This is a genomic window from Verrucosispora sp. TAA-831 (genome assembly GCF_050780145.1).
Classification (GTDB): Bacteria; Actinomycetota; Actinomycetes; order Mycobacteriales; family Micromonosporaceae; genus Micromonospora.
The window spans coordinates 2,132,203-2,157,086 of the sequence record NZ_CP192240.1; the positions used below are offsets into that span (position 1 = coordinate 2,132,203).

General features: G+C 73.3%; 26 protein-coding genes. 11 read left to right on the forward strand and 15 right to left on the reverse strand.

The annotated features are described in order from the left end of the window. The first annotated feature begins 2 nt into the window (after positions 1-2). The gene (locus ACQVFL_RS09635) at positions 3-731 is read left to right on the forward strand and encodes a PP2C family protein-serine/threonine phosphatase (protein WP_396691187.1); all 729 of its coding nucleotides are present in this window, start codon (positions 3-5) and stop codon (positions 729-731) included. A 123-nt stretch (positions 732-854) separates the two neighbouring features. Here the strand turns inward: ACQVFL_RS09635 and hrpB are convergent, their stop codons facing one another. The 3 genes from hrpB to ACQVFL_RS09650 form a co-directional block, all read right to left on the reverse strand. Continuing rightward, complete coding sequence (gene hrpB, locus ACQVFL_RS09640) at positions 855-3,365, reverse strand: ATP-dependent helicase HrpB (RefSeq protein WP_431729805.1); 2,511 nt, start codon at positions 3,363-3,365, stop codon at positions 855-857. 119 nt (positions 3,366-3,484) lie between these two features. Then, positions 3,485-3,685 carry a DUF397 domain-containing protein gene (locus ACQVFL_RS09645; protein WP_396691185.1) on the reverse strand — a complete coding sequence of 67 codons (201 nt, stop codon included), beginning with the start codon at positions 3,683-3,685 and terminating at the stop codon, positions 3,485-3,487. A 42-nt stretch (positions 3,686-3,727) separates the two neighbouring features. Then, the gene (locus tag ACQVFL_RS09650) at positions 3,728-4,570 is read right to left on the reverse strand and encodes a helix-turn-helix domain-containing protein (RefSeq protein ID WP_396691183.1); all 843 of its coding nucleotides are present in this window, start codon (positions 4,568-4,570) and stop codon (positions 3,728-3,730) included. A gap of 143 nt (positions 4,571-4,713) precedes the next feature. Between ACQVFL_RS09650 and ACQVFL_RS09655 the strand changes: the two genes are divergently transcribed. Genes ACQVFL_RS09655 through ACQVFL_RS09665 form a run of 3 tightly spaced genes read left to right on the forward strand, consistent with a single transcriptional unit; the run spans position 4,714 to position 7,483 of the window. Beyond that, the gene (locus ACQVFL_RS09655) at positions 4,714-5,340 is read left to right on the forward strand and encodes a GOLPH3/VPS74 family protein (RefSeq protein ID WP_396691181.1); all 627 of its coding nucleotides are present in this window, start codon (positions 4,714-4,716) and stop codon (positions 5,338-5,340) included. 41 nt (positions 5,341-5,381) lie between these two features. After that, on the forward strand, positions 5,382-6,893 hold the full coding sequence (locus ACQVFL_RS09660; protein ID WP_396691179.1) for an APC family permease: 1,512 nt from the start codon (positions 5,382-5,384) through the stop codon (positions 6,891-6,893). Beyond that, the gene (locus ACQVFL_RS09665) at positions 6,890-7,483 is read left to right on the forward strand and encodes a GNAT family N-acetyltransferase (RefSeq protein ID WP_431729203.1); all 594 of its coding nucleotides are present in this window, start codon (positions 6,890-6,892) and stop codon (positions 7,481-7,483) included. Before ACQVFL_RS09660 ends, ACQVFL_RS09665 begins: the two co-directional genes overlap by 4 nt. Positions 7,484-7,608: 125 nt before the next feature. Here ACQVFL_RS09665 and ACQVFL_RS09670 read toward each other — a convergent pair whose 3' ends face one another. Further along, positions 7,609-8,418 carry a SigB/SigF/SigG family RNA polymerase sigma factor gene (locus ACQVFL_RS09670; protein WP_350695171.1) on the reverse strand — a complete coding sequence of 270 codons (810 nt, stop codon included), beginning with the start codon at positions 8,416-8,418 and terminating at the stop codon, positions 7,609-7,611. Positions 8,419-8,810: 392 nt separating this feature from the next. Here ACQVFL_RS09670 and ACQVFL_RS09675 point away from each other — a divergent pair, with 392 nt between their 5' ends. Then, the gene (locus ACQVFL_RS09675) at positions 8,811-9,542 is read left to right on the forward strand and encodes a hypothetical protein (protein WP_396691175.1); all 732 of its coding nucleotides are present in this window, start codon (positions 8,811-8,813) and stop codon (positions 9,540-9,542) included. A gap of 398 nt (positions 9,543-9,940) precedes the next feature. Here ACQVFL_RS09675 and ACQVFL_RS09680 read toward each other — a convergent pair whose 3' ends face one another. Next, positions 9,941-10,462, reverse strand: a complete 522-nt coding sequence (locus tag ACQVFL_RS09680; protein ID WP_396691173.1) for a GNAT family N-acetyltransferase — start codon at positions 10,460-10,462, stop codon at positions 9,941-9,943. A gap of 275 nt (positions 10,463-10,737) precedes the next feature. On the opposite strand from ACQVFL_RS09680, the gene ACQVFL_RS09685 reads away from it, so the two are divergent. Continuing rightward, positions 10,738-11,214: a MarR family winged helix-turn-helix transcriptional regulator gene (locus tag ACQVFL_RS09685; RefSeq protein WP_396691171.1), complete on the forward strand. Its 477-nt coding sequence runs from the start codon at positions 10,738-10,740 to the stop codon at positions 11,212-11,214. An 11-nt stretch (positions 11,215-11,225) separates the two neighbouring features. Then, the gene (locus tag ACQVFL_RS09690; protein ID WP_396691169.1) at positions 11,226-12,215 is read left to right on the forward strand and encodes a pirin family protein; all 990 of its coding nucleotides are present in this window, start codon (positions 11,226-11,228) and stop codon (positions 12,213-12,215) included. A gap of 218 nt (positions 12,216-12,433) precedes the next feature. Here the strand turns inward: ACQVFL_RS09690 and ACQVFL_RS09695 are convergent, their stop codons facing one another. Both ACQVFL_RS09695 and ACQVFL_RS09700 read right to left on the reverse strand, forming a co-directional pair. After that, entirely contained in the window at positions 12,434-13,021 is a 588-nt protein-coding gene (locus ACQVFL_RS09695) for a general stress protein (RefSeq protein ID WP_396691167.1), read from the reverse strand. Positions 13,022-13,206: 185 nt separating this feature from the next. Continuing rightward, entirely contained in the window at positions 13,207-14,586 is a 1,380-nt protein-coding gene (locus tag ACQVFL_RS09700) for a glycoside hydrolase family 6 protein (protein ID WP_396691165.1), read from the reverse strand. A gap of 167 nt (positions 14,587-14,753) precedes the next feature. Here ACQVFL_RS09700 and ACQVFL_RS09705 point away from each other — a divergent pair, with 167 nt between their 5' ends. Continuing rightward, positions 14,754-15,710: an NAD(P)/FAD-dependent oxidoreductase gene (locus ACQVFL_RS09705; RefSeq protein ID WP_396691163.1), complete on the forward strand. Its 957-nt coding sequence runs from the start codon at positions 14,754-14,756 to the stop codon at positions 15,708-15,710. A 30-nt stretch (positions 15,711-15,740) separates the two neighbouring features. On the opposite strand, the gene ACQVFL_RS09710 is transcribed toward ACQVFL_RS09705, so the two are convergent. After that, complete coding sequence (locus ACQVFL_RS09710) at positions 15,741-17,864, reverse strand: ATP-binding SpoIIE family protein phosphatase (RefSeq protein ID WP_396691162.1); 2,124 nt, start codon at positions 17,862-17,864, stop codon at positions 15,741-15,743. A 188-nt stretch (positions 17,865-18,052) separates the two neighbouring features. Between ACQVFL_RS09710 and ACQVFL_RS09715 the strand changes: the two genes are divergently transcribed. Further along, positions 18,053-18,919: a mechanosensitive ion channel family protein gene (locus ACQVFL_RS09715; protein ID WP_396691160.1), complete on the forward strand. Its 867-nt coding sequence runs from the start codon at positions 18,053-18,055 to the stop codon at positions 18,917-18,919. A 52-nt stretch (positions 18,920-18,971) separates the two neighbouring features. Here ACQVFL_RS09715 and ACQVFL_RS09720 read toward each other — a convergent pair whose 3' ends face one another. Further along, complete coding sequence (locus ACQVFL_RS09720; RefSeq protein WP_431729204.1) at positions 18,972-19,346, reverse strand: DUF6401 family natural product biosynthesis protein; 375 nt, start codon at positions 19,344-19,346, stop codon at positions 18,972-18,974. Between the two features lie 141 nt (positions 19,347-19,487). On the opposite strand from ACQVFL_RS09720, the gene ACQVFL_RS09725 reads away from it, so the two are divergent. Continuing rightward, positions 19,488-19,934, forward strand: a complete 447-nt coding sequence (locus ACQVFL_RS09725) for a hypothetical protein (protein ID WP_396691156.1) — start codon at positions 19,488-19,490, stop codon at positions 19,932-19,934. Between the two features lie 34 nt (positions 19,935-19,968). On the opposite strand, the gene ACQVFL_RS09730 is transcribed toward ACQVFL_RS09725, so the two are convergent. From ACQVFL_RS09730 to ACQVFL_RS09750, 5 genes are all read right to left on the reverse strand, one after another. After that, positions 19,969-20,181 carry a hypothetical protein gene (locus tag ACQVFL_RS09730; protein WP_396691154.1) on the reverse strand — a complete coding sequence of 71 codons (213 nt, stop codon included), beginning with the start codon at positions 20,179-20,181 and terminating at the stop codon, positions 19,969-19,971. Positions 20,182-20,372: 191 nt separating this feature from the next. Continuing rightward, positions 20,373-20,630, reverse strand: a complete 258-nt coding sequence (locus ACQVFL_RS09735; protein WP_396691152.1) for a hypothetical protein — start codon at positions 20,628-20,630, stop codon at positions 20,373-20,375. Between the two features lie 188 nt (positions 20,631-20,818). Then, positions 20,819-21,280 carry an SRPBCC family protein gene (locus ACQVFL_RS09740; protein ID WP_396691151.1) on the reverse strand — a complete coding sequence of 154 codons (462 nt, stop codon included), beginning with the start codon at positions 21,278-21,280 and terminating at the stop codon, positions 20,819-20,821. A gap of 46 nt (positions 21,281-21,326) precedes the next feature. Then, positions 21,327-21,743 carry a DUF2795 domain-containing protein gene (locus ACQVFL_RS09745; RefSeq protein ID WP_396691149.1) on the reverse strand — a complete coding sequence of 139 codons (417 nt, stop codon included), beginning with the start codon at positions 21,741-21,743 and terminating at the stop codon, positions 21,327-21,329. A 46-nt stretch (positions 21,744-21,789) separates the two neighbouring features. Further along, the gene (locus ACQVFL_RS09750) at positions 21,790-22,770 is read right to left on the reverse strand and encodes a YihY/virulence factor BrkB family protein (protein ID WP_396691147.1); all 981 of its coding nucleotides are present in this window, start codon (positions 22,768-22,770) and stop codon (positions 21,790-21,792) included. Between the two features lie 149 nt (positions 22,771-22,919). On the opposite strand from ACQVFL_RS09750, the gene ACQVFL_RS09755 reads away from it, so the two are divergent. Then, positions 22,920-23,321: a ChaB family protein gene (locus ACQVFL_RS09755; RefSeq protein WP_396691145.1), complete on the forward strand. Its 402-nt coding sequence runs from the start codon at positions 22,920-22,922 to the stop codon at positions 23,319-23,321. 72 nt (positions 23,322-23,393) lie between these two features. Here the strand turns inward: ACQVFL_RS09755 and ACQVFL_RS09760 are convergent, their stop codons facing one another. Continuing rightward, entirely contained in the window at positions 23,394-24,827 is a 1,434-nt protein-coding gene (locus ACQVFL_RS09760; protein ID WP_431729806.1) for an aldehyde dehydrogenase family protein, read from the reverse strand. Positions 24,828-24,884: the final 57 nt, after the last annotated feature.

The following is a 24,884-nucleotide window of genomic DNA, read 5'->3' on the forward strand; positions in this document are numbered from 1 at the left end:
CCATGACCCTGAAGCTGCGTTCCGCGGGGACGAGCGACCGTGGGCTGATCCGCAGCGGCAACCAGGACGCGCTGCACGCCGGGACCTGGCTGGTGGCCGTCGCCGACGGCATGGGCGGGATGGCCGCGGGCGACCTGGCCAGCGCCATCGCCATCGAGGCGGTGGCGCCGCTGGACGTGGAGATACCCGAGCACGCGCTGGTCGCCGCGTTGCAGGACGGCATCCAGTCGGCCACCACCCGGATCCGGCAGGCGGTGAGCGAGGACCCGCAGCGGCAGGGGATGGGCACGACGCTGACCGCGCTGCTGTTCGCGCGTACCGGAAGCTGCCTGGCGCTGGCCCACGTGGGTGACTCCCGGGCGTACCTGTACCGCGACGCCGTGCTCAAGCAGATCACCCGGGACGACACATTCGTGCAGATGCTCGTCGACCAGGGGGTGATCACACCGGACCAGGCCAGCAGCCACCCCCGCCGGGCGGTGGTCACCCAGGCGCTGCAGGGCGACGAGGTATCCCCGACGTACGCCACGATGCTGCCCCGCCACGGCGACCGCTGGCTATTGTGCAGCGACGGACTGTCCAACGTCGTCCGGGCCGAGACGCTGGCCGAGGTGCTCGCCGCCCACCCGGACCGGGATGCCTGCGCCCGCAAGCTCATCGACCTGGCGTTGCACGCCGGTGGCCCGGACAACATCACCGTGGTCATCGCGGACGTGATCGACGAGCCCTGACGCGCAGCCGCGCCCGGACCCGGTCGGCCGCGCCCAGCCGACGGCTGGGCGCGGCGGCTGACGGCTGTTAGGAAGGGTCCCCTGCTATGCACCAGGCGTTAACAGGGTGCCCTTCCTTTCACGTCAGCCGCGCCCAGCCCGCCGGGTGGGTGTGGCCGTGGTCGGGTCCTCCGGCCAGGGGTGGCGTGGGTAACGCCCCCGTAGTTCGGCGCGTACCTGCCGGTAGCCGGTTCGCCAGAACGAGGCCAGGTCGGCGGTGACCGCCACCGGCCGGCCCGCCGGGGAGAGCAGGTGCAGCAGCACCGGCACCCGACCGCCGCCGACGCGGGGCGCCTGCGCCCACCCGAAGGTCTCCTGGAGCCGGACCGCCAGCACCGGCGCGGCCGGGTCGGTGTAGTCCACCCGGATCCGGGATCCGCTCGGCACGGTGATCCGCTCGGGGGCCAGTTCGTCCAGCCGACCCGCCAGTGACCAGGGCACCAGGCGGCGCAGCGCACCGGTCACGTCGACCCGGGCCAGATCGGCCCGGCGGCGGGCCCCGGCCAGCTCGGGCCCGAGCCAGTCCGGCGCGCGGGCCAGCAGCGCCTCGTCGCTGACGTCCGGCCAGTCGTCGCCGAGCGCCCGCCGGCAGAACGCCAACCGATCGCGTAGTGCCCGCGCCGCCGGGCTCCAACCCAGCAGGTCGAGGCCGACCTCGCGCAGCCCGGTCAGCAGGGCGGCGGCGACCTCCGCCGGGCCGGGTCGGGGCAGCGGCCGGTCGACCAGCTCGATGGCGCCCAGCCGGACCACCTCCCGGGCCACCACGTCGTCGCCGGACCAACCGACTTCCCGGTCGGTGCGCAGCAGCGCCGCGCCGACCTCCCGGGCGGTCGCCTCGTCCAGCACCGCGGCCCGCCGGACCCGCGCGGCCGGCGCGCCGGGCGCACGGTCCGCCACCGCCACGGCCAGCCACCCGGCACCGGCCAGCGCCGACCCCGGTGCCAGCTCCGCCGCGGTCCCGCCACTCATCAGGTACGCCGAACCGCCCGGCCGCCGCACCCGGCCCACCCGCTCCGGGTACGCCAACCCGACCAGCAACCCGGCGGCCAGGTCGTCGGGCAGGGCTCTCCCGGACGGGTCCTCGGCGGTGCCGCTCGGCAGGGCGGTACGCAGCCGGCGTACCTCGGTCCGCCAGCGGGCGGTCGCACCCGGGTCGACGCCGTCGCGCAGCCGACGCCAGGCGGCGGCGAGGTCGTCTCCGGTCCCGGCGACGGACTCCTCGGCGAGCAGCGCCACCACCTCGGCGGCCCGCCGGGCGCCCACCCGGGCGGCCCCGTCGAGCAGGGCCCGGGCCAGCCGGGGATGCGCTCCGGTGGCGGCGATCGCCCGTCCCCGCGCGGTGATCCGCCCGTCCGGGTCCAGCGCGTCGAGCGTGCCGAGCGTCTCCCGGGCCACCGCCATCGCCGCCGCCGGGGGCGGATCCGGCAGCGCCAGCCCGGTGCCGTCCGGCGCGCCCCAGGCGGCCAGGTCGAGCGCGAAGCCGGTGAGGTCGGCGGTGGCGATCTCCGGTTCCGGCTGGGCCGCCAGTCGCTCGTGGGTCGCCGGTGACCAGCAGCGGTAGACGTGCCCCGGTGCCTCACGACCGGCCCGCCCGGCCCGCTGGGTGGCCCCGGCCCGGGACACCGGCACGGTGACCAGCGCGCCCAGTCCCCGGGCCAGGTCCAGCCGGGCGACCCGGGACAGGCCGGCGTCCACCACGGTCCGCACCCCGGGCACGGTCAGACTGCTCTCGGCCACCGCGGTGGCCAGCACCACCCGCCGTCGCGGTCCCGGGCGTAGCGCGGCGTCCTGCTCGGTGCCGTCCTGCCGGCCGTGCAGTCGTAGCACGTCGACGCGGTCGCGCAGGGCGGCCAGCCGGCCCGCGACGGCCGCGATCTCGCCCACGCCGGGAAGGAAGACCAGCAGGTCACCGTCCTGTTCGTCGAGTGCCCGCCGGACGGTCGCGGCGACGTGGTCGAGCAGCGCCCGGTCCACCGGCCCGGCGCCGGGCGGCGGCACCGGCCGGGCCGGTGGCACCCAGACCCGGGTCACCGGGTGCAGCGCCGAGGCGGCCCGGACCACCGGCGCGGGGCGGTCCCCGCCGAGCAGGGCGGCGAAGCGGTCCGCCTCCGGGGTCGCCGACATCGCCAGCAGCCACAGGTCCGGCCGCAGCGCGGCCCGGGACTCCACGCTGAAGGCGAGCGCGAGATCGGCGTCGAGCTGTCGTTCGTGGACCTCGTCCAGCAGCACCGCGCCGACGCCGGCCAGTTCCGGGTCGTGCTGCAACCGGCGGACCAGCAGCCCGGTGGTGACCACCTCGACCCGGGTCCGCGCGCCGACCCGCCGGTCGCCCCGCACCGCGTAACCGACCCGGTCACCGACCCGCTCGCCGAGCAGCGTCGCCATCCGCCGGGCGGCGGCCCGGGCGGCCACCCGCCGGGGCTGGGCGACGAGCACGCGCCCGGCGACCGCCTCGGCCACCGCCAGCGGGGCGAGCGTGGTCTTGCCGGTGCCCGGCGGGGCGACGAGGACCGCGGTCCCCGCCGCGCGCAGCGCCGCCACCAGCGCCGGCAGCGCGGGACGGACCGGCAGGTCGAGGGGTACGTCGGAGAGCACGGCCCAGTCTCGCACCGGCTCTGCGGCCCCGGTCGACGTGTCCGCTGCGCCTCGGTCGACGGGCCGGTCTCCCGCCTCGACGTGCCCGCCTGCCCGGCGCGGCCCGCGCAGGCGGCGGATCAGCCGGCGTGGACCCCGTCGACGCCGGTGACGAAGGCGTGCCAGGCCGACGGCGGGAAGCTCAGCACGGGGCCGGGACGGTCCTTGCTGTCCCGCACCGCCACCCGACCGTCGACGACGGCGACCTCGACGCAGTTGCCGTTGCCCACGCTGCGCGTACTGGTACGCCAGTTAGCCCGGGACAGGTCGAGCGCGGTCATCGCGATCCCTTCGTCGATACCGACCGTGACCGCGCCGGACGGTCACGTAAAGTAACGAGAAGCTTCCTTCAGGCGTACCAAAGACGCCGCTGGATCAAGCGCCAGGCGTCGCAGCCTCTCGTGCACAAGGCTATACGAGCGCACCTGCGCGACCTCTTCCAGTGCCAGGCCTGTCGTGAGGTTTTCCAGGTAAACCACGGCCGCGTCGGCGGCGTCGGCAAACGTGAGGATCACGTACGGCGAGTTCATCGCCGGGTGGCCGCCGGCCGCGAATGGAAGTACCTGGATGGTGACGTTGGGTAGCTGTGCGGTGGTCTCCAGGTGGGCGAGTTGCTCCGCCATGACCGCTCGTTCGCTCACGGGGCGTAGCAGTACCGCCTCGTTCAGCACCACCGACAGCTCAGCCGGTTCGTCGCTGCGCAGCACGTCCTGGCGGCGCAGCCGGGCGGCCACCTTGCGGTCGATGTCGTCCTCGCCCGCGGTGAGCCGGTAGACCTCCCGGGCGTACGCCTCGGTCTGTAGCAGCCCCGGCACCGCCTCCGCCTCGTACGTGCGCAGGGTGGCCGCCTCGGCCTCCAGTCCGACGTAGAACTCGAACCACTCCGGCAGGACGTCGCTGTAGTGCTGCCACCAGCCCCGCTGCTGCGCGCCCCGGGCGATCTCGATGAGCGCCTCGGCGTCGTTGCCGGTCACCTGGTACAGCGCCAGCGCGGCCCGGACGTCGCGCGGCTTGATGCCGATCTGGGCGTTCTCGATGCGGGAGAGGTTGCTCTTGGACATGTCCAGTTGCCGGGCGGCGACGTCCAGGGTCATGCCGGCGCGTTCGCGCAACTGGCGGAGTTCCCGGGCGATGCGGCGGCGGCGAACGGTGGGGCTCGCAGTCACCCTCCGAGTCTGTCACGGGAAAAGTCCCAGGTCGCGTCAGCACGGAGTGCAACTGCCGAAAACGGGAGTTGCGTTGCAGTAGCACTCGGTGCATCCTTGCCTCCGGTTAGCGATCACTATGGACGGCCGGCCAGGGGGGACGCGTGCTCATCGCCGACGAGTTCTTTCTGATCGCGCACAACGACACCCGGGGCAAGGCCAAGCTGCATCCGGCCGCCACCAGCCTCGGCCTGGCCGCCGGCCTGCTCGGCGAGCTCGTCCTCTATGGACACGTGACGGTCGCTGCCGGACAGGTCACCGTGGTCGACCGGCGTCCACCGGCCGACGCGCTGGCACACACCGTGCTGGACCAGTTGATCGGCGAGCAACAGCACCAGGCGGTGCGTACCTGGCTCAGCTTCCTCGCCCAGACGGCGGTGACCTCGGTGGGGGAGCGGCTGGCGCGCGCCGGGGTGCTGCGCCGGCAGGAGATGCGTCGACTGCTGCGCACCAGCGTCACGTACGTGCCGACGGACCTCAACGTCGCGGCCTGGCCGGCCACCCGACTGCGCGCCGCGCTGGAACGCGCGGATCCGCCCCACGTGCCCGACGCGCTGCTGCTCGGGCTGGTCGCGGCGGCCGGGCTGACCCGCGAGGTGCTGTGGAGCGCGGGTCCGCGCGCCCACCACCGGCTCAACCTGATCATTCCGGCCCTGCCGGCTCCGCTCAAGGAACTCGTCGGGCAGACCGAGGCCGCCGTGGGTGCGGCCGTGTTGCGCGGCATCCCCTGAGTCAGCTCCTTTCCTTCCCCTCCCTGACATCCGGAGCAGTCATGCCCTCGACAGTGACAACCCCACGATCGAGCAACGTCTCCGAGGCACTGGCCCGTGGCCGCCTCGGGGTGCCCTCGGTGGTCTTCTTCGTGCTCTCCGCGGCGGCGCCGCTGACCGTGGTCGCCGGTGTGGTCACCACCGGCTACGGCGTCGTCGGGGTGCTCGGCATCCCGCTGGCCTTCCTGGCGGTCGCCGCCGTGCTGGCGCTCTTCTCCGCCGGCTACGTGGCGATGGCCCGCCGGATGGCCAACGCCGGTGCCTTCTACGCGTACGTGGCCCGGGGGTTGGGCCGCCCGGCCGGGGTGGGCGCGGCGTGGGTGGCGCTGATCGCGTACAACGCCCTCCAGGTCGGGCTCTACGGCACCATCGGCGCGGCGGCGGCACCGGTGCTGGACCGGCTGTTCGGCGTGACGCCACAGTGGTGGATCGTGGCGCTGCTGGCCTGGGCGCTGGTGGGCCTGCTCGGGCTGCTGCGCGTGGACATCAACGGCATGGTGCTGGCCGCGCTGCTCTGCGCCGAGATCGCCGTCATCGTGCTGTTCGACCTCGGCCAGTTGGGCAACCCGGCGGGCGGCAGCGTCAGCTTCGCGGCGTTCTCGCCGGACAACTTCTTCGTGCCCGGCCTCGGCGCGGTGCTGGTGCTGGCGATCCTCGGCTTCGTCGGCTTCGAGGCGGCGGTGGTGTTCAGCGAGGAGAGCAAGGACCCGCAGCGGACCGTGCCGATGGCCACCTACCTGTCGGTGGCCATCATCGCGGTGGTCTACGCCCTCTCGTCGTGGAGCATGACGGTGGCCGTCGGCCCGGACCGGATCGTCGAGGAGGCCGGCACGCAGAGCGTGGAACTGATCTTCAACCTGGCCGGCGCACACCTGGGCGACACCGTCCTCACCATCGGGCAGGCGCTGTTCCTGACCTCGGTGCTGGCCGCGATGATCTCGTTCCACAACACCACCGCGCGGTACGCCTTCGCGCTGGGCCGCGAGCGGGTGCTGCCGGCGGTGTTCGGGCGGACCTCGCCGACGACCGGTGCGCCCCAGGCCGCCTCGCTGGCGCAGAGCGCGCTCGGCCTGGTGGTGATCCTGCTGTACGCGTTCAACGGCTGGGACCCGGTCCTGCAACTGTTCTTCTGGCTGGGCACCAGTGGTGGCTTCGGTGTGCTGCTGCTGATCGCGACCACCGCGGTCGCCATCATCGTCTACTTCGCCCGCAACGCCGCCCAGGAGACGCTCTGGCGGCGGCTGATCGCGCCCGGCATCGCCGCGATCGCGCTGACCGCCATCATCGTGCTGGCGGTGCAGAACTTCGCCAACCTGCTCGGCGTCGAGCCCGACTCCCCGCTGCGCTGGGCCTTCCCGGCGGTGTACCCGGTGGCGGCGCTGCTCGGCGCGCTGTGGGGGCTGACGTTGCGCAGCAGCCGGCCCGACACGTACGCCCGGATCGGGCTGGGAGCGGAGAGCGCCGCCGCGGTCATGGTCCCGCCGTCGCCGGTCGAGGCGGAGGCGCGGCGATGACGGTGACGACGATCTCCCGCCTCGGGGTGGCGGACACCCGCTGGGTGGCCGAGCGCATCGCCGAGTCCTTCCTGGTCCTGGACGCCACCCGGTGGCTGGTTCCGGACGAGGCCAAGCGGGAGGCGGTGCTGGCCGGGAACTTCGAGATCATCGTGGCGCACGCGATGCGGCACGGGCTGGTGTTCGGCACGGCGGACCGGGCCGGGGTGGCGGTCTGGCTGCCGTCGGTCGGCGAGCCGCTGCCGCCGCCGGACGAGTACGACGCCCGGCTGGCCGCCGCCTGCGGGGAGTGGACGCCGCGCTTCGTCCACCTGGACGAGCTGTTCGCCGCCCACCACCCGCACCGGGACCACCACCACCTGGCGCTGCTGGCCGTGCGGCCGGACCGCCAGGGGCAGGGGGTGGGTTCGGCGCTGCTGCGGCACCACCACGCCTGGCTGGACGCCAACGGCGTGTCGGCCTATCTGGAGGCGAGCAGCGAGATCGGTCGTGACCTCTACGCGCGGCACGGGTACCGGGTGTCGGAGCCGTTCCGGTTGCCCGACGGTACGCCGTTCTGGCCGATGTGGCGGGAGCCCGCCGCCGCCTGAGTCGTCCGTCCCACCGGCTCGGCCGACGCGGGCGCCGGCCCGGGCGGGCCGACGGGGCCGAGGCGGTGGCGGCGGACACGACGGTGGCCGGGTCCGTGCGGACCCGGCCACCGTCGCCACCCCCCTTAGTACGTACCGTCGAGCTGCCCCCGCAGCTTCGTCAGCGCCCGGGCCAGCAGCCGGGACACGTGCATCTGCGAGACGCCGATCTGCTCGGCGATCTGCGACTGGGTGAGGTTGCCGTAGAAGCGCAGCGTGAGGATCTTCTGCTCGCGCTCGTCCAGCGTGGCCAGCGCCGGCCCGAGGGCCACCCGCAGCTCGGCCAGCTCGAACTCGCTGTCCTCGCCGCCGAGCATGTCGCCCAGCTCGGTCGCCCGGTCGCCGTCACCGGTCGGGGTGGACAGCGACACCGCGTTGTAGGCGCGGGCGCCTTCCAGGCCCTCCAGGACCTCTTCCTCGGTGAGGTTGAGGTGGGTGGCGATGTCGGCGACCGTCGGCGAGCGGCCGAGGGTCTGCAACAGCGAGCTGTTGGCGTCGGAGATGGCCAGCCGCAGCTCCTGGAGCCGCCGGGGGACCCGGATGTCCCAGGTGCGGTCGCGGAAGTGCCGCTTGAGCTCGCCGATGATGGTGGGGATCGCGTAGCCGGCGAAGTCGACGCCCCGGGTGGGATCGAACTTGTCGATCGCCTTGATCAGGCCGACGGCCGCGGTCTGGGCCAGGTCGTCGGTGGGCTCGCCGCGCCCGCTGTAGCGGTGCGCGAGGTGGTTGGCCAGCGGCAGCCAGGCCTCGATCGCCCGGTCCCGCAGCGCGGCCCGGGACGGGTGCCCGGCCGGCAGCGCGGCCATCGCGTTGAGTAGGTCGGTGGCACTGTCGGAGAGTGATCGCGGGTCGAGCTTCGGCGCCGGGGCGGTCGCCGTTTCGGTGAGCGCGGTCATGGTGGTCCTCCCTGCACCTCGTCCGCGGATAAAGACGTGACGCTTTGGTTTAGAGCTGTTAGTCCGTTCGGGAGTCACCTTAGCCTGATGGTGCCGCAGAAATCTAGCCGAACGGACGATGTGCTTAAGTGATTTTGAGGCATGAAACCTCCTCAATCGGTCATTCGTCCATCAACTACCGCCGGTTCGGAGGGTGATTCGTGATCTCCACTGGGCGGTTCGGACGATCCCCTCATCGGTCGTCACTCGCGCGGGCCCGGACGGACGGCGGGCTGACGCCGCCGATCGGGGGAGATGCCGCCGGGTCGGTGTGACGACTGTCGCCTATCCGTCGTTGTCCCGTCGGTGGGACCGGGCATAGCGTCGCGGGAAAACTGTCGACCGGAGGTGTTGTGCTCGACCCCGCGGTGCCCCAACTCGTCGTGAACTGCCGGACGCTGTACTTCAGTTGGCTGCCGGCGGATCCGGACGCGGTGGCGGCGCTCGTCCCGGCCGGGCTGTGCCCGCATCCCGGCGGCCAGGTCTTCATGAACCAGTACGTGGTGGACGACGCGAGCCAGACCTCCGGCTTCGGCTCGTACTCGCTGACCTACCTCGGGGTGACCCTGGCCGGCGTGGACGCGCCCGACGGCGTGACCCCCGGGGGCTGGTGGACCCACTACGTGACCTCCAGCGAACTGGTCCGCCAGTACGCCCTCGGCCGGGGCGCTCCCGCGCTGACCGGTGACACCACCATCGTCGCGAACGGGCACGAACTGGTGACCGAGACCACCATCGGCGGCGTGCCGGTGATCCGGGCCCGGGTGCGTGCCGGTGAGACCGGCCACGCCGTGCACAACGGCCACCACCGGTACGTCACCGCACTGCACGACCGGCTGGTGAGCAGCATCTACCCGGTGGTCGCCGAGCCCAGCACCTCCTTCGAGATCGAGTCGGTGGAGTTCCTGGACCCGGAGCACCCCGTGTACGCGCTGCGGCCGGAGAACCCGCTCACCATCGGGTGGGGCTACTACTCGCCCCGGGCGTCGTTCGCGTACCCGGGTGGGCTGACCGTGCTCGACACTCCGGAGTCCGGGTCGACGGACGTGCCGTACGCCGAACGCCCGCTGCCCGCGCACCACTGAGCCCGCGCCGGCCGTCCATCGGCTGAGAAATCCGGGCCTCTTTCGGGTTTTCCCTGTTCCAGGTGGGTAAGCCAGTCGCGGGTCGGTACGCCCCGGTGCGCCGGGCGACATCGCCGTGCGCGTCGGCGTGACCACCCGGAGGCCGCCCCGGCCTCACCATCCCGGATCGGGCTCGTCCCGCCGGCCGTCCGTGCCGGTGACGTGGGCCCGGCTTCGGCCCGAGCAGCGAGGAGGCCGCACCATGCACGGCGAGATGACGAACTCCGTGACCGAGCACCGCGAGCAGGCGGTGGAGAGCGAGCGGGGTGCGCTGTTGGCCGTACTGGTGATGGTCCTGCTGGGCGTGGCCGGCATATTCGCCGTCTCCTGACCCGGCTGGCGCGCCGTCGCCGCAGGGCTCAGTCCGTGGCGAGGCGGGCGTGCAGGTGTTCGTCGTAGCGTCGGCCGTCGCCGTAGCGGTGTGACTGCCGCAGCGTGCCCTCGACCGGATACCCGGCCCGCTCGGCGACCCGGCAGGAGGCCGGGTTGGCGACCGCGTGGCACAGCTCGATGCGGTGCAGGCCCAGGTCGCGGAAGGCCCACTCGGTGAGCAGTCGGACCGCCGCCGAGGCCAGGCCCCGTCGGCGGGCGGCGGCGACGATCCAGTAGCCGATCGACGCGTCGCCCGCGTGGATGCGGTGCAGCGAGACCGAGCCGAGCATGATCTCCGGTCGGGTCGGGTCGGCCACCGCCAGCGAGACGTGGGTGCCCTGGGACCAGTCGGCCCGCCACCGAACCCACTGCCGGGCGGTGTCGAGGTCGAACGCATCGCCCTGCGGGTTCCACTGGGCGATGGCCGGGTCGTGCCACGCGGCCAGCACGGCGGGCGCGTCCGCGGTGCTCCAGGGGCGTAGCAGCAGGCCGGGGCCGGTCAGTTCCACGACGCGAAAGTGTCGCACAGCCGCGTCCTCCGTCGGGGAGCATGCCCCACGACGGGCACGCCCCGCCCCGCGGGCACGCCCCCCGCGATCATGGACTTGTGGTAGCGACACAAGGCACACAAGCCCCGGAACGCCCGCCACTCCTCCAAGATCGGCGAGGGTCGGCGCGGTGTCGCTTCAAATTTTGACCGAATCATCTACCTGGGGAGTGTGGTGCAGATGGTGCTGCCCGGGGCTCCGTTGTTCAAATCTTGAATAAGTGCTACGGTGGCGCCATGACGGAGAACCTGAGCGAGGTGCGACTGGCCGCCTGGCGGGCCTACATCGAGGCCAGCCAGCGGTTGTTCACCCGGCTGGAGGACGACCTGCGGGCCGCCAGCGAGCTGAGCTTCGCCGACTACCACGTGCTGGTGCTGCTCGCCGAGGCCCCGGGGCAGCGGCTGCGGATGGGTGAGCTCGCCGGTCGGCTCGTCTTCTCGCCCAGTCGACTGACCTACCAGGTCTCCTCCATGCAGCGGCGTGGCCTGGTCGCCCGGCAGCCCTGTCCGGACGACGGGCGGGGCAGCGAGGCGGTGCTCACCGCCGCCGGGCTGATGGCGTTGCGCGAGGCCGCCCCGCACCATCTGCGTTCGGTCCGCACCCACCTGATGGACGACCTCGACGATGCCGAGATCGCCTGCCTGACCACGGTCTTCACCCGACTCGGCCAGCGGTTGCAGGGCACCGCCGGCACCGCCCCCCGCGAGAGCTGAAGGAGCTTCCGATGCCCGCCATCACCGTCGACAACGTCCTCGTCCTGCCCCGACTGCCCAAGCTCGACGAGTCGACCACCGTCATCCGTCCGGTCCGCCGGTTGACCACCGCGCCCAGCGGCTTCGAGGGCGAGGGCTTCCCGGTGCGCCGGGCCTTCGCCGGGGTACCCACCACCGAGCTGGACCCGTTCCTGCACCTCGACCAGATGGGCGAGGTGGAGTACGCGCCGGGCGAGCCGAAGGGCACCAGTTGGCACCCGCACCGCGGCTTCGAGACCGTCACGTACATCATCGACGGGGTCTTCGACCACCAGGACAGCCACGGCGGTGGCGGCACCATCACCAACGGCGACACCCAGTGGATGACGGCCGGCAGTGGCCTGCTGCACATCGAGGCGCCGCCGGAGCACCTGGTGGTCAGCGGTGGTCTGTTCCACGGCACCCAGCTCTGGGTCAACCTGCCCAAGGTGGCCAAGATGAACCCGCCGAAATACCAGGACATCCGGGGCAACCAGGCGGCACTGGTCACCACGCCGGACGGTGGCGCGCTGGTCCGGGTGATCGCCGGTGAGATCGCCGGGCACCAGGGACCCGGATCGACGTACACGCCGATCACCGTCGCCCACGTGACGGTCGAGCCCGGCGCGCAGGTCGACCTGCCGTGGCGGCCGGACTTCAACGCCCTGGTGTACGTGCTGGGCGGCCGGGGCACGGTCGGCGCGAACGGACGCGGCGTCCGCACCGGGCAGCTCGCGGTGCACGGCCCGGGCGACGCGCTGCGGTTCAAGGCCAACGCCCGGCAGGACAGCCGCACCCCGACGCTGGACCTCTACATCATGGGCGGGCAGCCGATCCGCGAGCCGGTGGCGCAGTACGGCCCGTTCGTGATGAACAGCCGGGACGAGCTGATCCAGGCGTTCGAGGACTACCAGGCGGGTCGGCTCGGCGTCGTCCCGGCGGAGCGGGTGCCGCACAGCGGTGGTCAGGGCGACCGGCCCTGACAGGTCGCCACGGGGAGGGCCCGCCCCGATGCGCGACCGGGGAATGGTCGACTCCGCGCGAGGCCGAGGTGGGGAGATTTGGTGTCGCTCCAGCGACACCAAATCTCCCCACCTCGTGCCGCCGGGCTCACTGTCGTGACCTTGCGGGGAAGCGCGGCCCTGACCACGCGAAGCGGCCCACGGGCGGGAGAGTTCCCACCCGTGGGCCTCGCGTGATGTCAGGTCGCCGGTTGTGCCGAGCGACCGCCCAGGTGCAGTCGGCCCACGAGCTGTCGGGCCTGTTCGGCGACGTCCGCCTCGACGGTCACCGCGTACTGGTTGGCCCGCAGTGAGCTGGCCGAGGTGAAGTCCCGCTTGCCGCCGGTCATGGCGTGCGCGACCCCGCCGAACACGGCACCCCAGACGGCACCGATGACCAGGCCGACCAGGAGCACGGCCAGCCAGTTGCCGACCGTGAAGATGCCGAACAGCAGACCGATGAACAGTCCGAGCCAGGCACCCGTACCGGCGCCGATCAGCGCGGCCCGCGCGGTGGTCAGCCGACCGAGCACCGTCTCCACCAGGGTGAGGTCGGTGCCGACGATGGCGGTCCGTTCGACCGGGAAGCGGTTGTCGGCCAGATAGTCCACGACGCGTTGCGCGGACGGATAGTCCGGGTACGCGCCCAGTGTCACGGTCGGCGGTCCGGCCGGTGGGCCGTGCCCGTCGCCGCTGGGTGCCGCGGTGCGGCCTCCGGGGCCGGACGGGAGGGTGTCGCCGCCGGTCACGCCAGGCTGCCACGCCGAGGGATTCGACTGTGTGGTCATGGGTCTCCTCCTTCGTCTCGGCTCGCGTTCCCGCCTGGGGCGAGTGGTAACGCCCGTGGCGGATCGGGTACCGGCCGGTCCCGCGCAGGCGACCGGGCCCCCGGCCGCCGCTGTCGCGGTGTCGGCCGGAGGCCCGGTCTGTGGTGGTGGCCCGTGGGCCCGGTGTGGTCCTGGGGGCGCGCCGGTCAGGCGCAGGTGCCGCCGTTGAGGGTGAAGGGGCCGGGCGTCGGCAGGCTGCTGCCGCTGTAGGTGCCCTGGAAGCCCACGCTGATCGTGCCGCCGACGGGCACGCTGCCGTTGTACGCGACGTTGCGGACCTCGATGCGGTCACCGGACTGGCTCCAGGTGCCGTTCCAGCCGTTGCTCAGCCGTACGCCGGAGCCGGCGTTGAAGGCGAGCGTCCAGCCGGTGAGCGCCACGCTGCGGTTGGTGACCCGGATCTCGGCGGTGAAGCCGCCGGCCCACGTGTTCGGGGTGAACGTCACCGCGCAGCTTCCGGCGGGCGGGTTGGACGGGGGCGGCGTGGTCGGCGGCGTGGTGGTGGGGGGAGTGGTGGTCGGCGGGGTCGTCGTCGGCGGGGTGGTGGTCGGCGGGGGGCCGGCCGCGATCGCCAGGTCGTACGCCCGCTGCGGCACGAACTGTCCGGCCGCGGCGATACAACCGTCGGCCTCGCCGGGCAGCTTCACCCAGAGGAACGCGTCGATCGCCGAGTCGCCGGTGGCGGTGGTGCTCGGCGTGCCGATCGCCCGTCCCGGCGGGTCGCACCACTCCGAGCCGGCCGGGCCGTTGCCGTTACGGCTGGTGTCGATGACCGCCTTAAGGCGGGAGATGCCGGTGGCCTGGATGATCTGCTTGGCGTACGAGACCTCGTCGGCGGTGCGGCGGTAGTTCGACACGTTCACCGAGATGCCGTCGGCGCTGTTGGCGATGTCCGCCGCGTTGAGCCGAGCAGCCGCCTCGCTGGGCGCGAGCCATCCGCCGTGGCCGATGTCGTAGTAGACCTTCGCCGCCGACGAGCCGGCCTTGAGCGCCTTGCCGGCGTACGCCATGGAGGCCCGGACCTCGGCCTGCTGGCTGGCGTTCATGCAGCTCGTCATGATCGGGAGCACGTCGGGCTCCAGGATGATCGTGGCGGGTCGACCGCCGAGCCCGGCGGCGACCTGGTCCACCCACTGCCGGTAGGTGGAGTGGTTGGGCGCACCGCCCCCGCTGTGGTTGCTGCAGTCGCGGTTGGGGATGTTGTAGACCACCAGGATCGGGATCTTGCCGGCGTTGGCGGCGGCGGTGACGAAGGAGCTGACCTCGGCGCGTACGGTCGAGGTGTTGGTGGTGGTGTACCAGCGGGGCTGCGGGACGCTGGCGATCCGGTCCCGGATCACGGCGGCCTTGGAGTCGTTCGGGTTGGCGGCCACCCAGCGGGCGGCGCTGGTGTCCGGATCGACGTAGAACACGGAGTCGGCGGCGGCGGCGGGCGCGGGACGCAACGCGCCCACGCCGACGGTGGCGACCACGGTCAGGGCCGTCGCGACGGCGCCGACCACGGCATAGGTGCCTCGGGTTCTCATGGACTGCTCCTCGTATGCATCGAAGACAGTGCGTGGAAGCGCTCCCACATGTCCGACAAGGTACGGGCCGGTTGCGAACTTGTGAAGACCTTCCGGAAGTATCCGGAGGATCGACGGTCGCCGCTCGGTCGCCGCCACGTGGGCCAGGTCGCGAATACGATCACCGGATGGGTCTGGATCGGACGGGTGTCGTGGTGGTCGGTGCGGGGATCGCGGGCGTCGCCTGCGCGGCGGAACTGGCGCGGGCCGGCGTGCCCGTCCAGATCCGCGAACGCGGTCGGGTGGCCGGTGGGCGGATGGCCAGCAAACGCTTCGACGGCCGCCCCGCCGACCTGGGCGCGGCCTACCTGACGGTGAGCGATCCGGAGTTCGCCGAGGTGGTACGCGAATGGGAGGCCGCCGGCCTGGCCCACGAGTGGACCGACACCTTCGTCTCCTACGACGGCACCGGGCGGCGCGAGGTCGCCGGGCCGATGCGCTGGTCCGCTCCCCGGGGTCTGCGGTCCCTTGTCGAGCACCTGGCCCGCGACCTGCCGGTGGTGGTGAACCGGCTGGTGCTCGGCGTCGAGGCCGGTCCGCTGGTGGACGGCACCGCGTGCGCGGCGGCGGTCCTGGCGATGCCGGGCCCGCAGGCGGCGCTGCTGCTGGACCCGGCCCTGGCCGACGCCACCGAGGCGGCCGGGCGGCAGCGCTGGGCGCCGACGCTCTCCGCCGTGCTGCGCTTCCCGACCCGACGCTGGTCCGACTTCCGGGGCGCCTTCGTCAACGACCATCCGCTGCTCAGCCTGGTCTGCGACGACGGCGACCGGCGCGGTGACGGTGCACCGGTGCTGGTCGCGCACACCACGCCGGAGTTCGCCGCCGGTCATCTCGCGCAGCCCACCGGCGCCGCGTCGGCCGTCGAGGCGGCCGTCCGCGACCTGCTCGCGCTACCCGAGCGCGCCGAGCACGTGCACGTGCACCGCTGGACGTACGCCAAGCCCACCTCCGGCGAGCACGTCGCGTTCCATCTGGACGGCGACGGGATCGGGTTGGCCGGGGACGTCTTCGGCGAGTCCCGGGTGCAGACCGCCTGGCGGTCCGGCCGCGACCTCGGCCGCGCCCTGGTCCAGCGGCTGACCTGAGGCGCGGGCCGGGTCGCCCGCCGGGCGGGGTCAGCCGGGTGGGAGCAGGATCTCGAACCAGACGGTCGAACCGCGCACGGTGGGGTCGGTGCCCCAGGCGTCGCTCAGCTCCTCGATCAGCCCGAGCCCGCGTCCCCGGCTGCTCAGCGTGTCGGTGCGGGCCCGCGTCACCGTGCCCCGGGACCCGGAGTCGGCCACCGAGACGAGCAGGCGCTCCGGGCTGAGGTCGATCTCCACCCGGGCCTCGGTGCCGGCGTGCAGCAGGGCGTTGGTGGTCAACTCGCTGGTGCAGAGCACCGCCGCGCCGATCACCGACTCGGCCACCCGCCACTCGGTGAGCAGCGCGGTCATCCAGTGCCGGACCCGGCTCGGCGCCGTCGGCTCGGCCGGCACCTCCATCCGGGCCGACCGGCTCGGTCGCAGCGCGTACTCGACGGCCAGGACGGCCACGTCGTCCTCGGTGGCACCGGGGACCGAGGACGACGCGGTGGCGCAGAGGGCCCTCGGGTCACCGCTGGGCGCGGCGGCCACCGACTCCGCCAGGCGCGCCAGGCCGTGCGACAGCCCCTGCCGTCGGCGCTCCACCACACCGTCGCTGAACAGCAGCAGGGTGTCGCCGGGGGAGAACGCGACGGTGCCGGTGGCGGGGTGGTAGCCGATGCCCAGCGGCGCGCCGGTCGGCACGTCCACGTACTCGGCCCGTGGTTCGCCCCCGGGCCCGCAGCGCCGTACCAGCGGGGCCGGGTGACCGGCGCTGGCCAGGGTGAGCAGCTCCCGCTGCACGTCGATCACCCCGAACGCCACGGTCACGAACAGCTCGTACGTGCCGGTCTCGGACCCGAGGCTGGTCACCAGCCGGTCCAGCCCGACGAGCACCTGGTCGGGACGCGGGTCGTTGAGCGCCAGCGCCCGCAGCGCGGCGCGTACCTGTCCCATCCGGGCGGCGGCCTGCACGTCGTGCCCGGCCACGTCGCCGAGCACCACCCCCAGGTCGCCGGTGGGCAGCACGAAGGCGTCGTAGAAGTCGCCACCGGCGGCGTTGCCGTCGACCCCCGGGTCGTATCGGGCGGCGATCCGCAGCAGCGGCAGGCTCGGCAGGTTCTCCGGCAGCATGCTGCGCTGGAGCAACTGGGCGGTGCCGTGCTGGGTCTCGAAGCGGCGGGCCCGCTCGGTCGCCTGACCGACCAACTCGGCCGACGCGGCCAGCAACGCCCGTTCCGGCGCGGTCCAGGTGTGCGGGGTGCGGTATCCGACGGTGAGCGCGCCGCGTACCCCGGAGGCGCGCAGCGGCACCGACGCCAGGGCGCGGACCCGCTGGTCGTGCCGGTCGGCGGCGGTCTCGCGCAGCGGTTCGCCGTCGTCGACGAACCGGGCCTGACCGGTACGCGCGCTGAGCGCGGCCGGTGCCGGCCAGTCCGCCGGCCCGCGCCGCCACAGCGGGGGCAGCCGCTCGTCCGCCTCGTCCACGAGTTCGCCACGGACCCGGCGGACCAGCCGCCAGCCGCCCCCACCGCCGGTGTCGTCGACGGCGAACGAGACCCGGTCGGCGTCGAACGAGGTGAGCGCGTACCGCAGCGCGACCCGGGCCACGTCGTCGAGCGTCAGCGTGCCGGACAACGCCGCCGCGAAATCACTGAGCTCCTGCAACTGGCGGGTCGCCGGGTTGGTCTCGGCGACCACCGAGAGCACCCCGGCGATCCGGCCCCGGCTGTCCCGGACGGTCGAGCAGGCCCAGATGTAGACCGACGGGTCGAGGCCGTCGGAGTGCAGGGGGAGAGGCACCTCCTTCTCCAGGAACGGCTCCCCGGTGCGGTACGTCTGCTCGACCACGTCACCGACGCCGGGCAGCCGCCACGCCCGGTCGAAGACCTCGGCGGCGGGCCGCCCCACGGCCTGCGGGTGCCGGTCGCCGATCAACTCGGCGTACGCGTCGTTGTAGAGCAGCAGCAACTCGTCGCCGAGGTAGAGCGCCATCGGCGCGGGTGAGGCGAGCACCACCTCGACGGCGGCGCGGACCGCCGGGTCCCAGGACTCGCGGGTGCCCAGCACGGTCGCGCCCCACTCGTGGTGGCCGACGACGGTCGTGGCGCGCGGCACCGGCGCACGGGGCGCCTGACCTGCTGGCGTGGGGACTCGCCCGACCGTTCCTGGCATGACCGCAGCCTAGCCCGACCCCTCGACCCGTGTTTCCGATCATGTGCCCGGCGGTTCGGGTCGGGTCATCAGGGCAGGTCAGGGCCGTTCTGTCGGGATGTGTCGGGAAAAAGCAGGTGACCTGCGCGGCGTGCCGCCCCGACGTTGGGGTATGCGCGCGGGGCAGTCCATGCGACAGGAGGGACATCATGCCGGAAACCCTGGCGGCCAGGCAGGTCAACATCGGTGACGCTGTGGCCGACATGTGGAGGTCGGTGCTGCTGTTCGTACCGAGGGCCATCGCGTTCATCGCGATCCTGGTGGTCGGATGGCTCATCGCGAGAGCCGTGCTCAAGATCGTTGATACGGTCCTGGAACGGGTGGGGTTCGATCGCGCGGTCGAACGGGGCGGCATCAAGCGCGCGCTCGAACGGACCAGGTACGACGCCAGTGACATCCTGGCCCGCCTGGCGTACTACGCCGTACTGCTGTTCACGCTTCAGTTCGCCTTCGGCGTCTGGGGTCCGAACGCGATCAGCAACCTGATCGGCGGCGTGGTGGCCTGGCTGCCCCGGGCCTTCGTGGCGATCGTGATCGTGGTGATCGCCGCGGCGATCGCCAACGCGGTACGGGACCTCGTCAGCGGTGCGCTGGGTGGTCTGTCGTACGGGCGGGTGCTGGCCGACCTGACGGCGGTCTTCATCATCGCGCTCGGCGTCATCGCCGCGCTGAACCAGGTGGGCATCGCCACCACCGTCACCACTCCGGTCCTGATCGCGGTGCTCGCCACGGTGGCCGGCATCCTGATCGTCGGCGTGGGCGGTGGTCTGGTCAAGCCCATGCAGAACCGCTGGGACGGCTGGCTCCACCGGATCGCGGAGGAGTCGCGGGCCGTCCGCGAACAGCGGCAGGGCACCCAGGCCGGACGCAGCGACATGCAGCGGCAGATGGCCGACCGGGCGGGTGCCGAGCGCACCCAGGCCATGTCGCGAGGGCAGGAGTCCTCGATGTCCGGGGGACGGGGCACGTACCAGTCCGGGAACTCGGGTGACGAGACCCAGCAGTTCGGTCGGTGACCGGACGCGTACCGCCGACGGGTGTCCGCCACACGGCGGGCACCCGTCCGCGTCACAGCGGCGGCGGCTGCGGGGCCGGGGTGTCCAGCGCGGCGGTCAGCGCGCAGACGGCGAGCAGTCGCACCAGCACCCAGTCCGCCTCGGCCCACTCGACCGGGGTGGCCGGTGGCTGCCAGCCGTGCTCGTCGGCGGCGGTCCGCAGCCCCTCGGCGTAGCCGGCCAGGGCGGCGGCGGTCAGCGGGGCGTCGTCGCCCCGGAGGCTGTCGCGCACCGCGGCGGCGTGCTGGTCGACGGCGGCGAGCAGGCCGGGCAGGGCGGCAGCGGCGGCCAGCCCGTCCAGACCCATGGCGGTGGCGAGCGCCATCAGGGCCGACCGGTTGTCCTCGACGGTGGTACGGGTCCGAACCCGGTTCGACGGCACGCGCATGGGGAACGAATCTAGCCAACGCGGACCGGCGGCGGCCTCGGCCGCCCGGCTGGTCAGGGGGTCGGCCGGTCGTCGTGCCGGGCATCCGGACCCGGACGTGCGACCGCCCATCCGGGCAGTGGCGGCAACAGGGAGGCACGAATGGACACCACCGACGGCCCCGAGGAGCGGCACCGACGACCGGCCGGTGTGAGCGACGACACGGTGGAGGCGCTCGGCAGGCTCAGCGAGGCGCTGGAGTGCGTGGAACGCGCCCGTGGCGAGCTGTACTCGATGCACCAGCGCATCGGGCACGCCGACCTGATGCTGGACGAGGCGGTGCGGATGTTCCGTGCGGCCGGGCACGAGGCGATCGCCGACCGGATCGCCGACGAGTTGGTGGGTCGCAACGTGATCGCGGGACGCTGGACGTTCCAGCTCGTCGAGGAGTTCGACGACGGGTACTACGCGCTCTTCCGTGACCTGGACCGGACCGCCCGCGACGAGTTGGTCGGGGGCCGGCGGCACGTGTACGAGGCGGAGATGAAGGAACGGCGTCGTACCCGTGGTCGGACGGGTCACGAGGCCCGCCCGCCGGAGGCCGGGTGAGGGCGGTGCGCCGCCCGCAGCGGCCCGGGTGCGCCTACTCCGTCGAGCGGGCGTCCGCCGGACGGCGGCGCGCGGTGTCGTCCGCGATGATCACAGTCGCCACCATCAGTGCGACGCAGAGGCTGAACAGCCAGGAGCTGTCCTCGGTGAAGCGGGCGGAGACGGGTGCCTGAGCGGCGGCGAGCAGGAAGCCGAGCCATGCCAGGCGGCGTTGACGCGTGGTGAGGAAGCCGGAGCCCTGATGCATCCCGAAAGTCTTGCGCGCTGTCGCGGCATTGCCGTCAGCCGAACGGCCGAATCTGTCCGACCCGTCCGAATCCTGACCCGTCCGGCCGACCCAATCACCGCCGATCATGGGCGTGGCGTCTTCACAGAAGGCGCTTGACGGGATGAAAAGCCCGATACCGCGCCCCGATCGGCGATGATCCGGTGGTGCGGTCAGAGGGTGTCCGGGCCGGTACGTCCGGTGGTGGAGGGACGGTGGGCGCGCTCGGGGTCGGTCGGCTCGCGACCCGTACCGGGGACCTGCGAACCCCGGTCGGCGGCCTCCGGGCCGTGACCGAACGCGGCCTCCTCCCCGGCGTCGTTGCCGGTCACGTCGTCGGACTGCCCGTCGAGCGTGGACCGGGCGACCGCCCGGTCGAGCTCCTCCAACGGCAGCCGTTCCTCGTCACGCCACACCCTGTCGTCGCTCATACCCTCGCCCTACCCCCACCCGCACCGGCCAAACGGCGCCCCGCGCGACCCGGCGATGCCGGCAACGGCGCGACCACCGGCACCGGCGCGACCACCGGCACCGGCGCGACCACCGGCACCGGCGCGACCACCGGCAACGGCGACGGCCGCCGGGTGAGCGGCGGCCGTGGCGGAAGGTACGGAAGGGATCAGGGCTGCGGTCGGTCGACGGTGCCGCGCCAGGAGCCGGTTTCCTGACCGCGTCGCTCGATGAACTGCTTGAAGCGTTGCAGGTCACCCTTTGCCCGGCGGTCCACCACGCCCAGCTTGTCGCCGGCCTGTTCGAGGACGCCCTGCGGGTCGAACTCCAACTGGAGGCTGACCCGGCTGTTCTGCTCGTCGAGCCGGTGGAAGGTGACCACCCCGGCGTGCTTGGTGCCGCCGGTCGAATGCCAGGCGACCCGCTCGTCCGGGAGCTGCTCGGTGATCTCCGCGTCGAACTCGCGCTTGACCCCGGCGATCTCCACGGTCCAGTGGGTGAGCGTGTCGGAGAGCTGACGGACCTCCTCGACGCCCTCCATGAAGTGGGGGAACTCCTCGAACTGCGTCCACTGGTCGTACGCCGTCCGTACCGGGACGGCCACGTCCACGTGCTCGGTCACACCACTCATCAGAATCCTCTCCTGCGCCGGTGCGGGGGCGGGCCGCAGGCCAGCCTCACCAGCGCGTCGTCTCGTTCCGGTGGCCGAGTGCGGCCCAGACCTCGGACACCGTCTCGTACCGGGTGCTCTCCGGCAGGCGCTCCAACTCGGCGAGCAGATCGGCCGGCGCCTCGTTCTCCCGCGCGTTCGCGAGCAGGGCCGCCCGGTCACCGGGCAGGGCGGTCATCGTGATGAACCGTCCCAGCCGGCTGCGGCCCTCCACGTCCTCGGACGTCATGCCCTGCGGCGTGCCGCTGCGGCTCTCGCCGCCGACGACCGTGGTCGCCTCCGGCTGGTCCTCGCCCGCCGGTTCCGGCACCCGGAACTCGTCGACCCGGGAGCCGCCGGTCCCCGGCCCCTGCACCAGGCCGTTGACCTCCTGCTCCATCTGGTCGTCGACTCTCGGTGAGTGCTTGCTGCTGCCCCGTTCCATGCCTTCTGCGCTACCCGGGGGAGGGGGTGGTAAACCCGGCACCGGGTCACGAAGCGGCCGGTGACCTCGGTGGCAGGACGGGCTCCTCGGCGTCGCGCACGCCGGACTGGAGCACCCGTCCGCGCTGCAACTCCGCGTTGATCTGCACCCCGAGCAGCAGGGCGGAGTTGGACAGGTAGAGCCAGACCAGGAACGCGATCACCGCGCCGAGGCTGCCGTAGGTGGTGTCGTACGAGCCGAAGTTGGCCACGTACAGGCCGAAGCCGAAGGAACCCAACGCCCAGGCGACCAGCGCCACCACCCCGCCCGGGGTGAGCCACCGGAACCGGGGCTGGCGGACGTTCGGCGCCACCCAGAACAGCATCGACATCAGCAGCATCGCGATCATCGCGAGCACCGGCCACTTCACCACCGACCAGGCGGTCCGGGCCGCGCCCCCGGCGCCCACCAGGTCGCCGACCGCGTCGGCGACCGGCCCGCTGACGATCAGCCCGGTGGCCACCACGGCGAGCAGCACCAGGGACAGCGCCGCCAACCCGATCTGGATCGGCCGCAGCTTCCACACCGGCCGCCCCTCGGTCACCCCGTAGACGGTGTTCGAGGCGCGGGTGAACGAGGCGATGAAGTTCGAGGCGGACCAGAGCGCGCCGAGCAGACCGAAGCTGAGCAGCACCCCGGCCGAGCTGTTCTGCTCCACCACGCCCCGGACCACGCCGACGAAGTTCTCGTTCGCCACCACCGAACCCGCCCCGACGTCCCGGGCCAGGTCGAGCACGGTGTCGACGGTGCGTTCCCCGTCCGAGACCAGCCCGACCAGGGCGACCACCACGACGGTGGAGGGGAAGAGCGCGAGCACGCCGTAGTAGGTGAGCGCGGCGGCCCAGTCGGTGCAGTTGTCCTGTAGGTAGTTGCGCCCGCTGCGGACCAGCACGCCCCGCCACGTCGACCAGTGCAACTGCCGGATCCGGGCGGGTAGATCGGACACCGGCGGCTCCTCGGCCGTGGCGTCCGGGTTCGTCGTGGTCATCACCGCTCCCTGCTGACGACCGGCACCAGGGTACGCCGGGTGGCCCGGCCGGTACCCCCGGCCGCTCGGCGGCAAACCGGATTCCGGGTTTGGCGCCGCCGGGGCGGGGAACGCCAGTCGGAATGGCCCGACCACGGAGGAGGATCGAGATGCCCGGGCGCGAGGTACTGCCCAGCACGCTGCGGCGCTCCCCGGAGAAGGCACAGCGCACCTGGGAGAAGACGCACGATTCGGCCGTCGAGACGTACGGCGAGGGGGAACGGGCACACCGCACCGCCTTCGCCGCCGTGAAGCACGAGTTCGAGAAGGTGGGCGACCACTGGGAGCCCAAGGGCCGCAAGGGCCCGAGTGACCGACAGGCCGCCGGAGGCGGCCCGGAACGGCGGGCACCCACCGCCGGTGGGGTGGACGCGAACGCCCCCAAGGAGCACCTGATGGCCAGGGCCCGCGAACTGGACGTGCGGGGCCGGTCGAGCATGAGCAAGCCGGAACTGGTCAGCGCCATCCAGAAGGCGAACGACCGGCAGACCGCCAGGGCACGCGGCGACTGACCCGCCGCCCCGAGGGCCCCGACTCCGCCGTCACCGGCACGGGTCGGGGCCCTCGGCGTACCGGCGCGGTCCTCACCAGTGCCCGCCGCCGGGTGCCTCGATGTGCACCGCCTTGACGGCGGTGAACTCGTCCAGCAGCTCCGGCCCGTAGCCGAAGCCCTGACCGCTGCCCCGACGCGGGTGGGCCGCCCCGGCCGGAGCGCCGCCGAAGACCGCGTTCACCTTGACCGTGCCGACCGGCAGTTCCCGCCAGGCCCGCTGGGCGTGACTCATCGACCCGGTCAGTACGGTCGCCGCCAGCCCGTACGGCGAGTCGGCGGCACACCGCAGCGCCTCGCTGAACGAGTCGACCACCACCACCGGCGCGACGGGCCCGAACGTCTCCTCCCGCACCAGCGCCATGTCGTGCCGGCAGTTGTCCAGCACGGTGGCCGGGTAGAAGGCGCCCGGCCCCTCCGGCAGCGTCCCGCCGACCCGGATCCGCGCCCCGTCGGCGACCGCCGCCGTCACCTGCCCGTGCACCTGGTCGCGGTGCCGCCGGTCGACCAGCGGACCCAGGTCGGTGGCCGGATCGCCACCCGGCCCGACGCGCAGCGCCGCCGCCCGCTCCACCAGCGCGGCGACGAAGTCCTCGGCCACGTCGCGGTGCGCGTAGACGCGCTCCACCGCGACGCAGATCTGCCCCGCGTTGGCGAACGCGCCGATCGCGGCCTGCCCGGCGGCCCAGACCGGGTCCACGTCGGCGTCCACGATCAGCGGGTCGCTGCCGCCGTTCTCCAACAGCACCTTGGCACCGCTGCGGGCGGCTGCCACGGCGACGGCCCGTCCGGTCACGGTCGACCCGACGTGCGCCACCACGTCCACCTCGGCACCGGCGAGCGCCGCGCCGGTCTCCGCCCCGCCGGTCAGCAGCGAGAGCACACCGGCCGGTAGCGCCGAGTCGAACGCGCGGGCCAGCAGCCACCCGGTCGCCGGGGTGCGTTCGCTCGGCTTGTGCAGCACCACGTTGCCGGTGACGAGGGCGGCGCCGAGCAGCCCGCAGGACACCGCCACCGGGTCGTTCCACGGGGTGATCACGGCGACCACGCCGCGCGGCTGCGGTGTCATGAAGTCCAGGGCCTCGGGCGCGCCGTGCAGGGTCCGCCCGCCCCGGGCCGGGGCGAGTTCGGCGTACTGCCGCAGGGTGGCGATGCCGGCCTCGACGCCGCCCCGGGCGTCGGCGAGCGGCTTGCCCATCTCGGCGGTGGTCGCCTCGGCCAGCTCGTCGGCGGCGGCGGACACCGCGTCGGCGGCTTGGTGCAACGCGGCGGCCCGCTCGGCCGGCGGCGTCGCCGCCCACTCGGCCGCCACGCCACGCGCCGCCGCGACCGCCTTGCCGACCTCGTCCGGGGTGGCGACCGGGGCGGCGGTCACCGCAGCGCCGGTCGCCGGGTCGTGCACCACCAGGTCACCGGCCTCCTCGCCGGCCCCCCACACCCCACCGATGAGCTGCGCAACCGTGTACATGGCGCGCTGCATGCCCCGATGGTCGCCGGGCAAACGTTTCGCCCGGTTGAGCCCGGG

Bases quoted from the DNA above. Each gene is read 5' to 3' on its own strand.
- ACQVFL_RS09760 (WP_431729806.1), bottom strand. From the start codon at position 24,827: ATGTACACGGTTGCGCAGCTCATCGGTGGGGTGTGGGGGGCCGGCGAG.
- ACQVFL_RS09635 (WP_396691187.1), top strand. From the start codon at position 3: ATGACCCTGAAGCTGCGTTCCGCGGGGACGAGCGACCGTGGGCTGATC.
- ACQVFL_RS09710 (WP_396691162.1), bottom strand. From the start codon at position 17,864: ATGCCAGGAACGGTCGGGCGAGTCCCCACGCCAGCAGGTCAGGCGCCC.
- ACQVFL_RS09685 (WP_396691171.1), top strand. From the start codon at position 10,738: ATGACGGAGAACCTGAGCGAGGTGCGACTGGCCGCCTGGCGGGCCTAC.
- ACQVFL_RS09735 (WP_396691152.1), bottom strand. From the start codon at position 20,630: ATGAGCGACGACAGGGTGTGGCGTGACGAGGAACGGCTGCCGTTGGAG.
- ACQVFL_RS09725 (WP_396691156.1), top strand. From the start codon at position 19,488: ATGGACACCACCGACGGCCCCGAGGAGCGGCACCGACGACCGGCCGGT.
- ACQVFL_RS09730 (WP_396691154.1), bottom strand. From the start codon at position 20,181: ATGCATCAGGGCTCCGGCTTCCTCACCACGCGTCAACGCCGCCTGGCA.
- ACQVFL_RS09740 (WP_396691151.1), bottom strand. From the start codon at position 21,280: ATGAGTGGTGTGACCGAGCACGTGGACGTGGCCGTCCCGGTACGGACG.
- ACQVFL_RS09745 (WP_396691149.1), bottom strand. From the start codon at position 21,743: ATGGAACGGGGCAGCAGCAAGCACTCACCGAGAGTCGACGACCAGATG.
- ACQVFL_RS09705 (WP_396691163.1), top strand. From the start codon at position 14,754: ATGGGTCTGGATCGGACGGGTGTCGTGGTGGTCGGTGCGGGGATCGCG.
- ACQVFL_RS09750 (WP_396691147.1), bottom strand. From the start codon at position 22,770: ATGACCACGACGAACCCGGACGCCACGGCCGAGGAGCCGCCGGTGTCC.
- ACQVFL_RS09715 (WP_396691160.1), top strand. From the start codon at position 18,053: ATGCCGGAAACCCTGGCGGCCAGGCAGGTCAACATCGGTGACGCTGTG.
- ACQVFL_RS09690 (WP_396691169.1), top strand. From the start codon at position 11,226: ATGCCCGCCATCACCGTCGACAACGTCCTCGTCCTGCCCCGACTGCCC.
- ACQVFL_RS09645 (WP_396691185.1), bottom strand. From the start codon at position 3,685: ATGACCGCGCTCGACCTGTCCCGGGCTAACTGGCGTACCAGTACGCGC.
- ACQVFL_RS09660 (WP_396691179.1), top strand. From the start codon at position 5,382: ATGCCCTCGACAGTGACAACCCCACGATCGAGCAACGTCTCCGAGGCA.
- ACQVFL_RS09665 (WP_431729203.1), top strand. From the start codon at position 6,890: ATGACGGTGACGACGATCTCCCGCCTCGGGGTGGCGGACACCCGCTGG.
- ACQVFL_RS09700 (WP_396691165.1), bottom strand. From the start codon at position 14,586: ATGAGAACCCGAGGCACCTATGCCGTGGTCGGCGCCGTCGCGACGGCC.
- ACQVFL_RS09755 (WP_396691145.1), top strand. From the start codon at position 22,920: ATGCCCGGGCGCGAGGTACTGCCCAGCACGCTGCGGCGCTCCCCGGAG.
- ACQVFL_RS09695 (WP_396691167.1), bottom strand. From the start codon at position 13,021: ATGACCACACAGTCGAATCCCTCGGCGTGGCAGCCTGGCGTGACCGGC.
- ACQVFL_RS09670 (WP_350695171.1), bottom strand. From the start codon at position 8,418: ATGACCGCGCTCACCGAAACGGCGACCGCCCCGGCGCCGAAGCTCGAC.
- ACQVFL_RS09720 (WP_431729204.1), bottom strand. From the start codon at position 19,346: ATGCGCGTGCCGTCGAACCGGGTTCGGACCCGTACCACCGTCGAGGAC.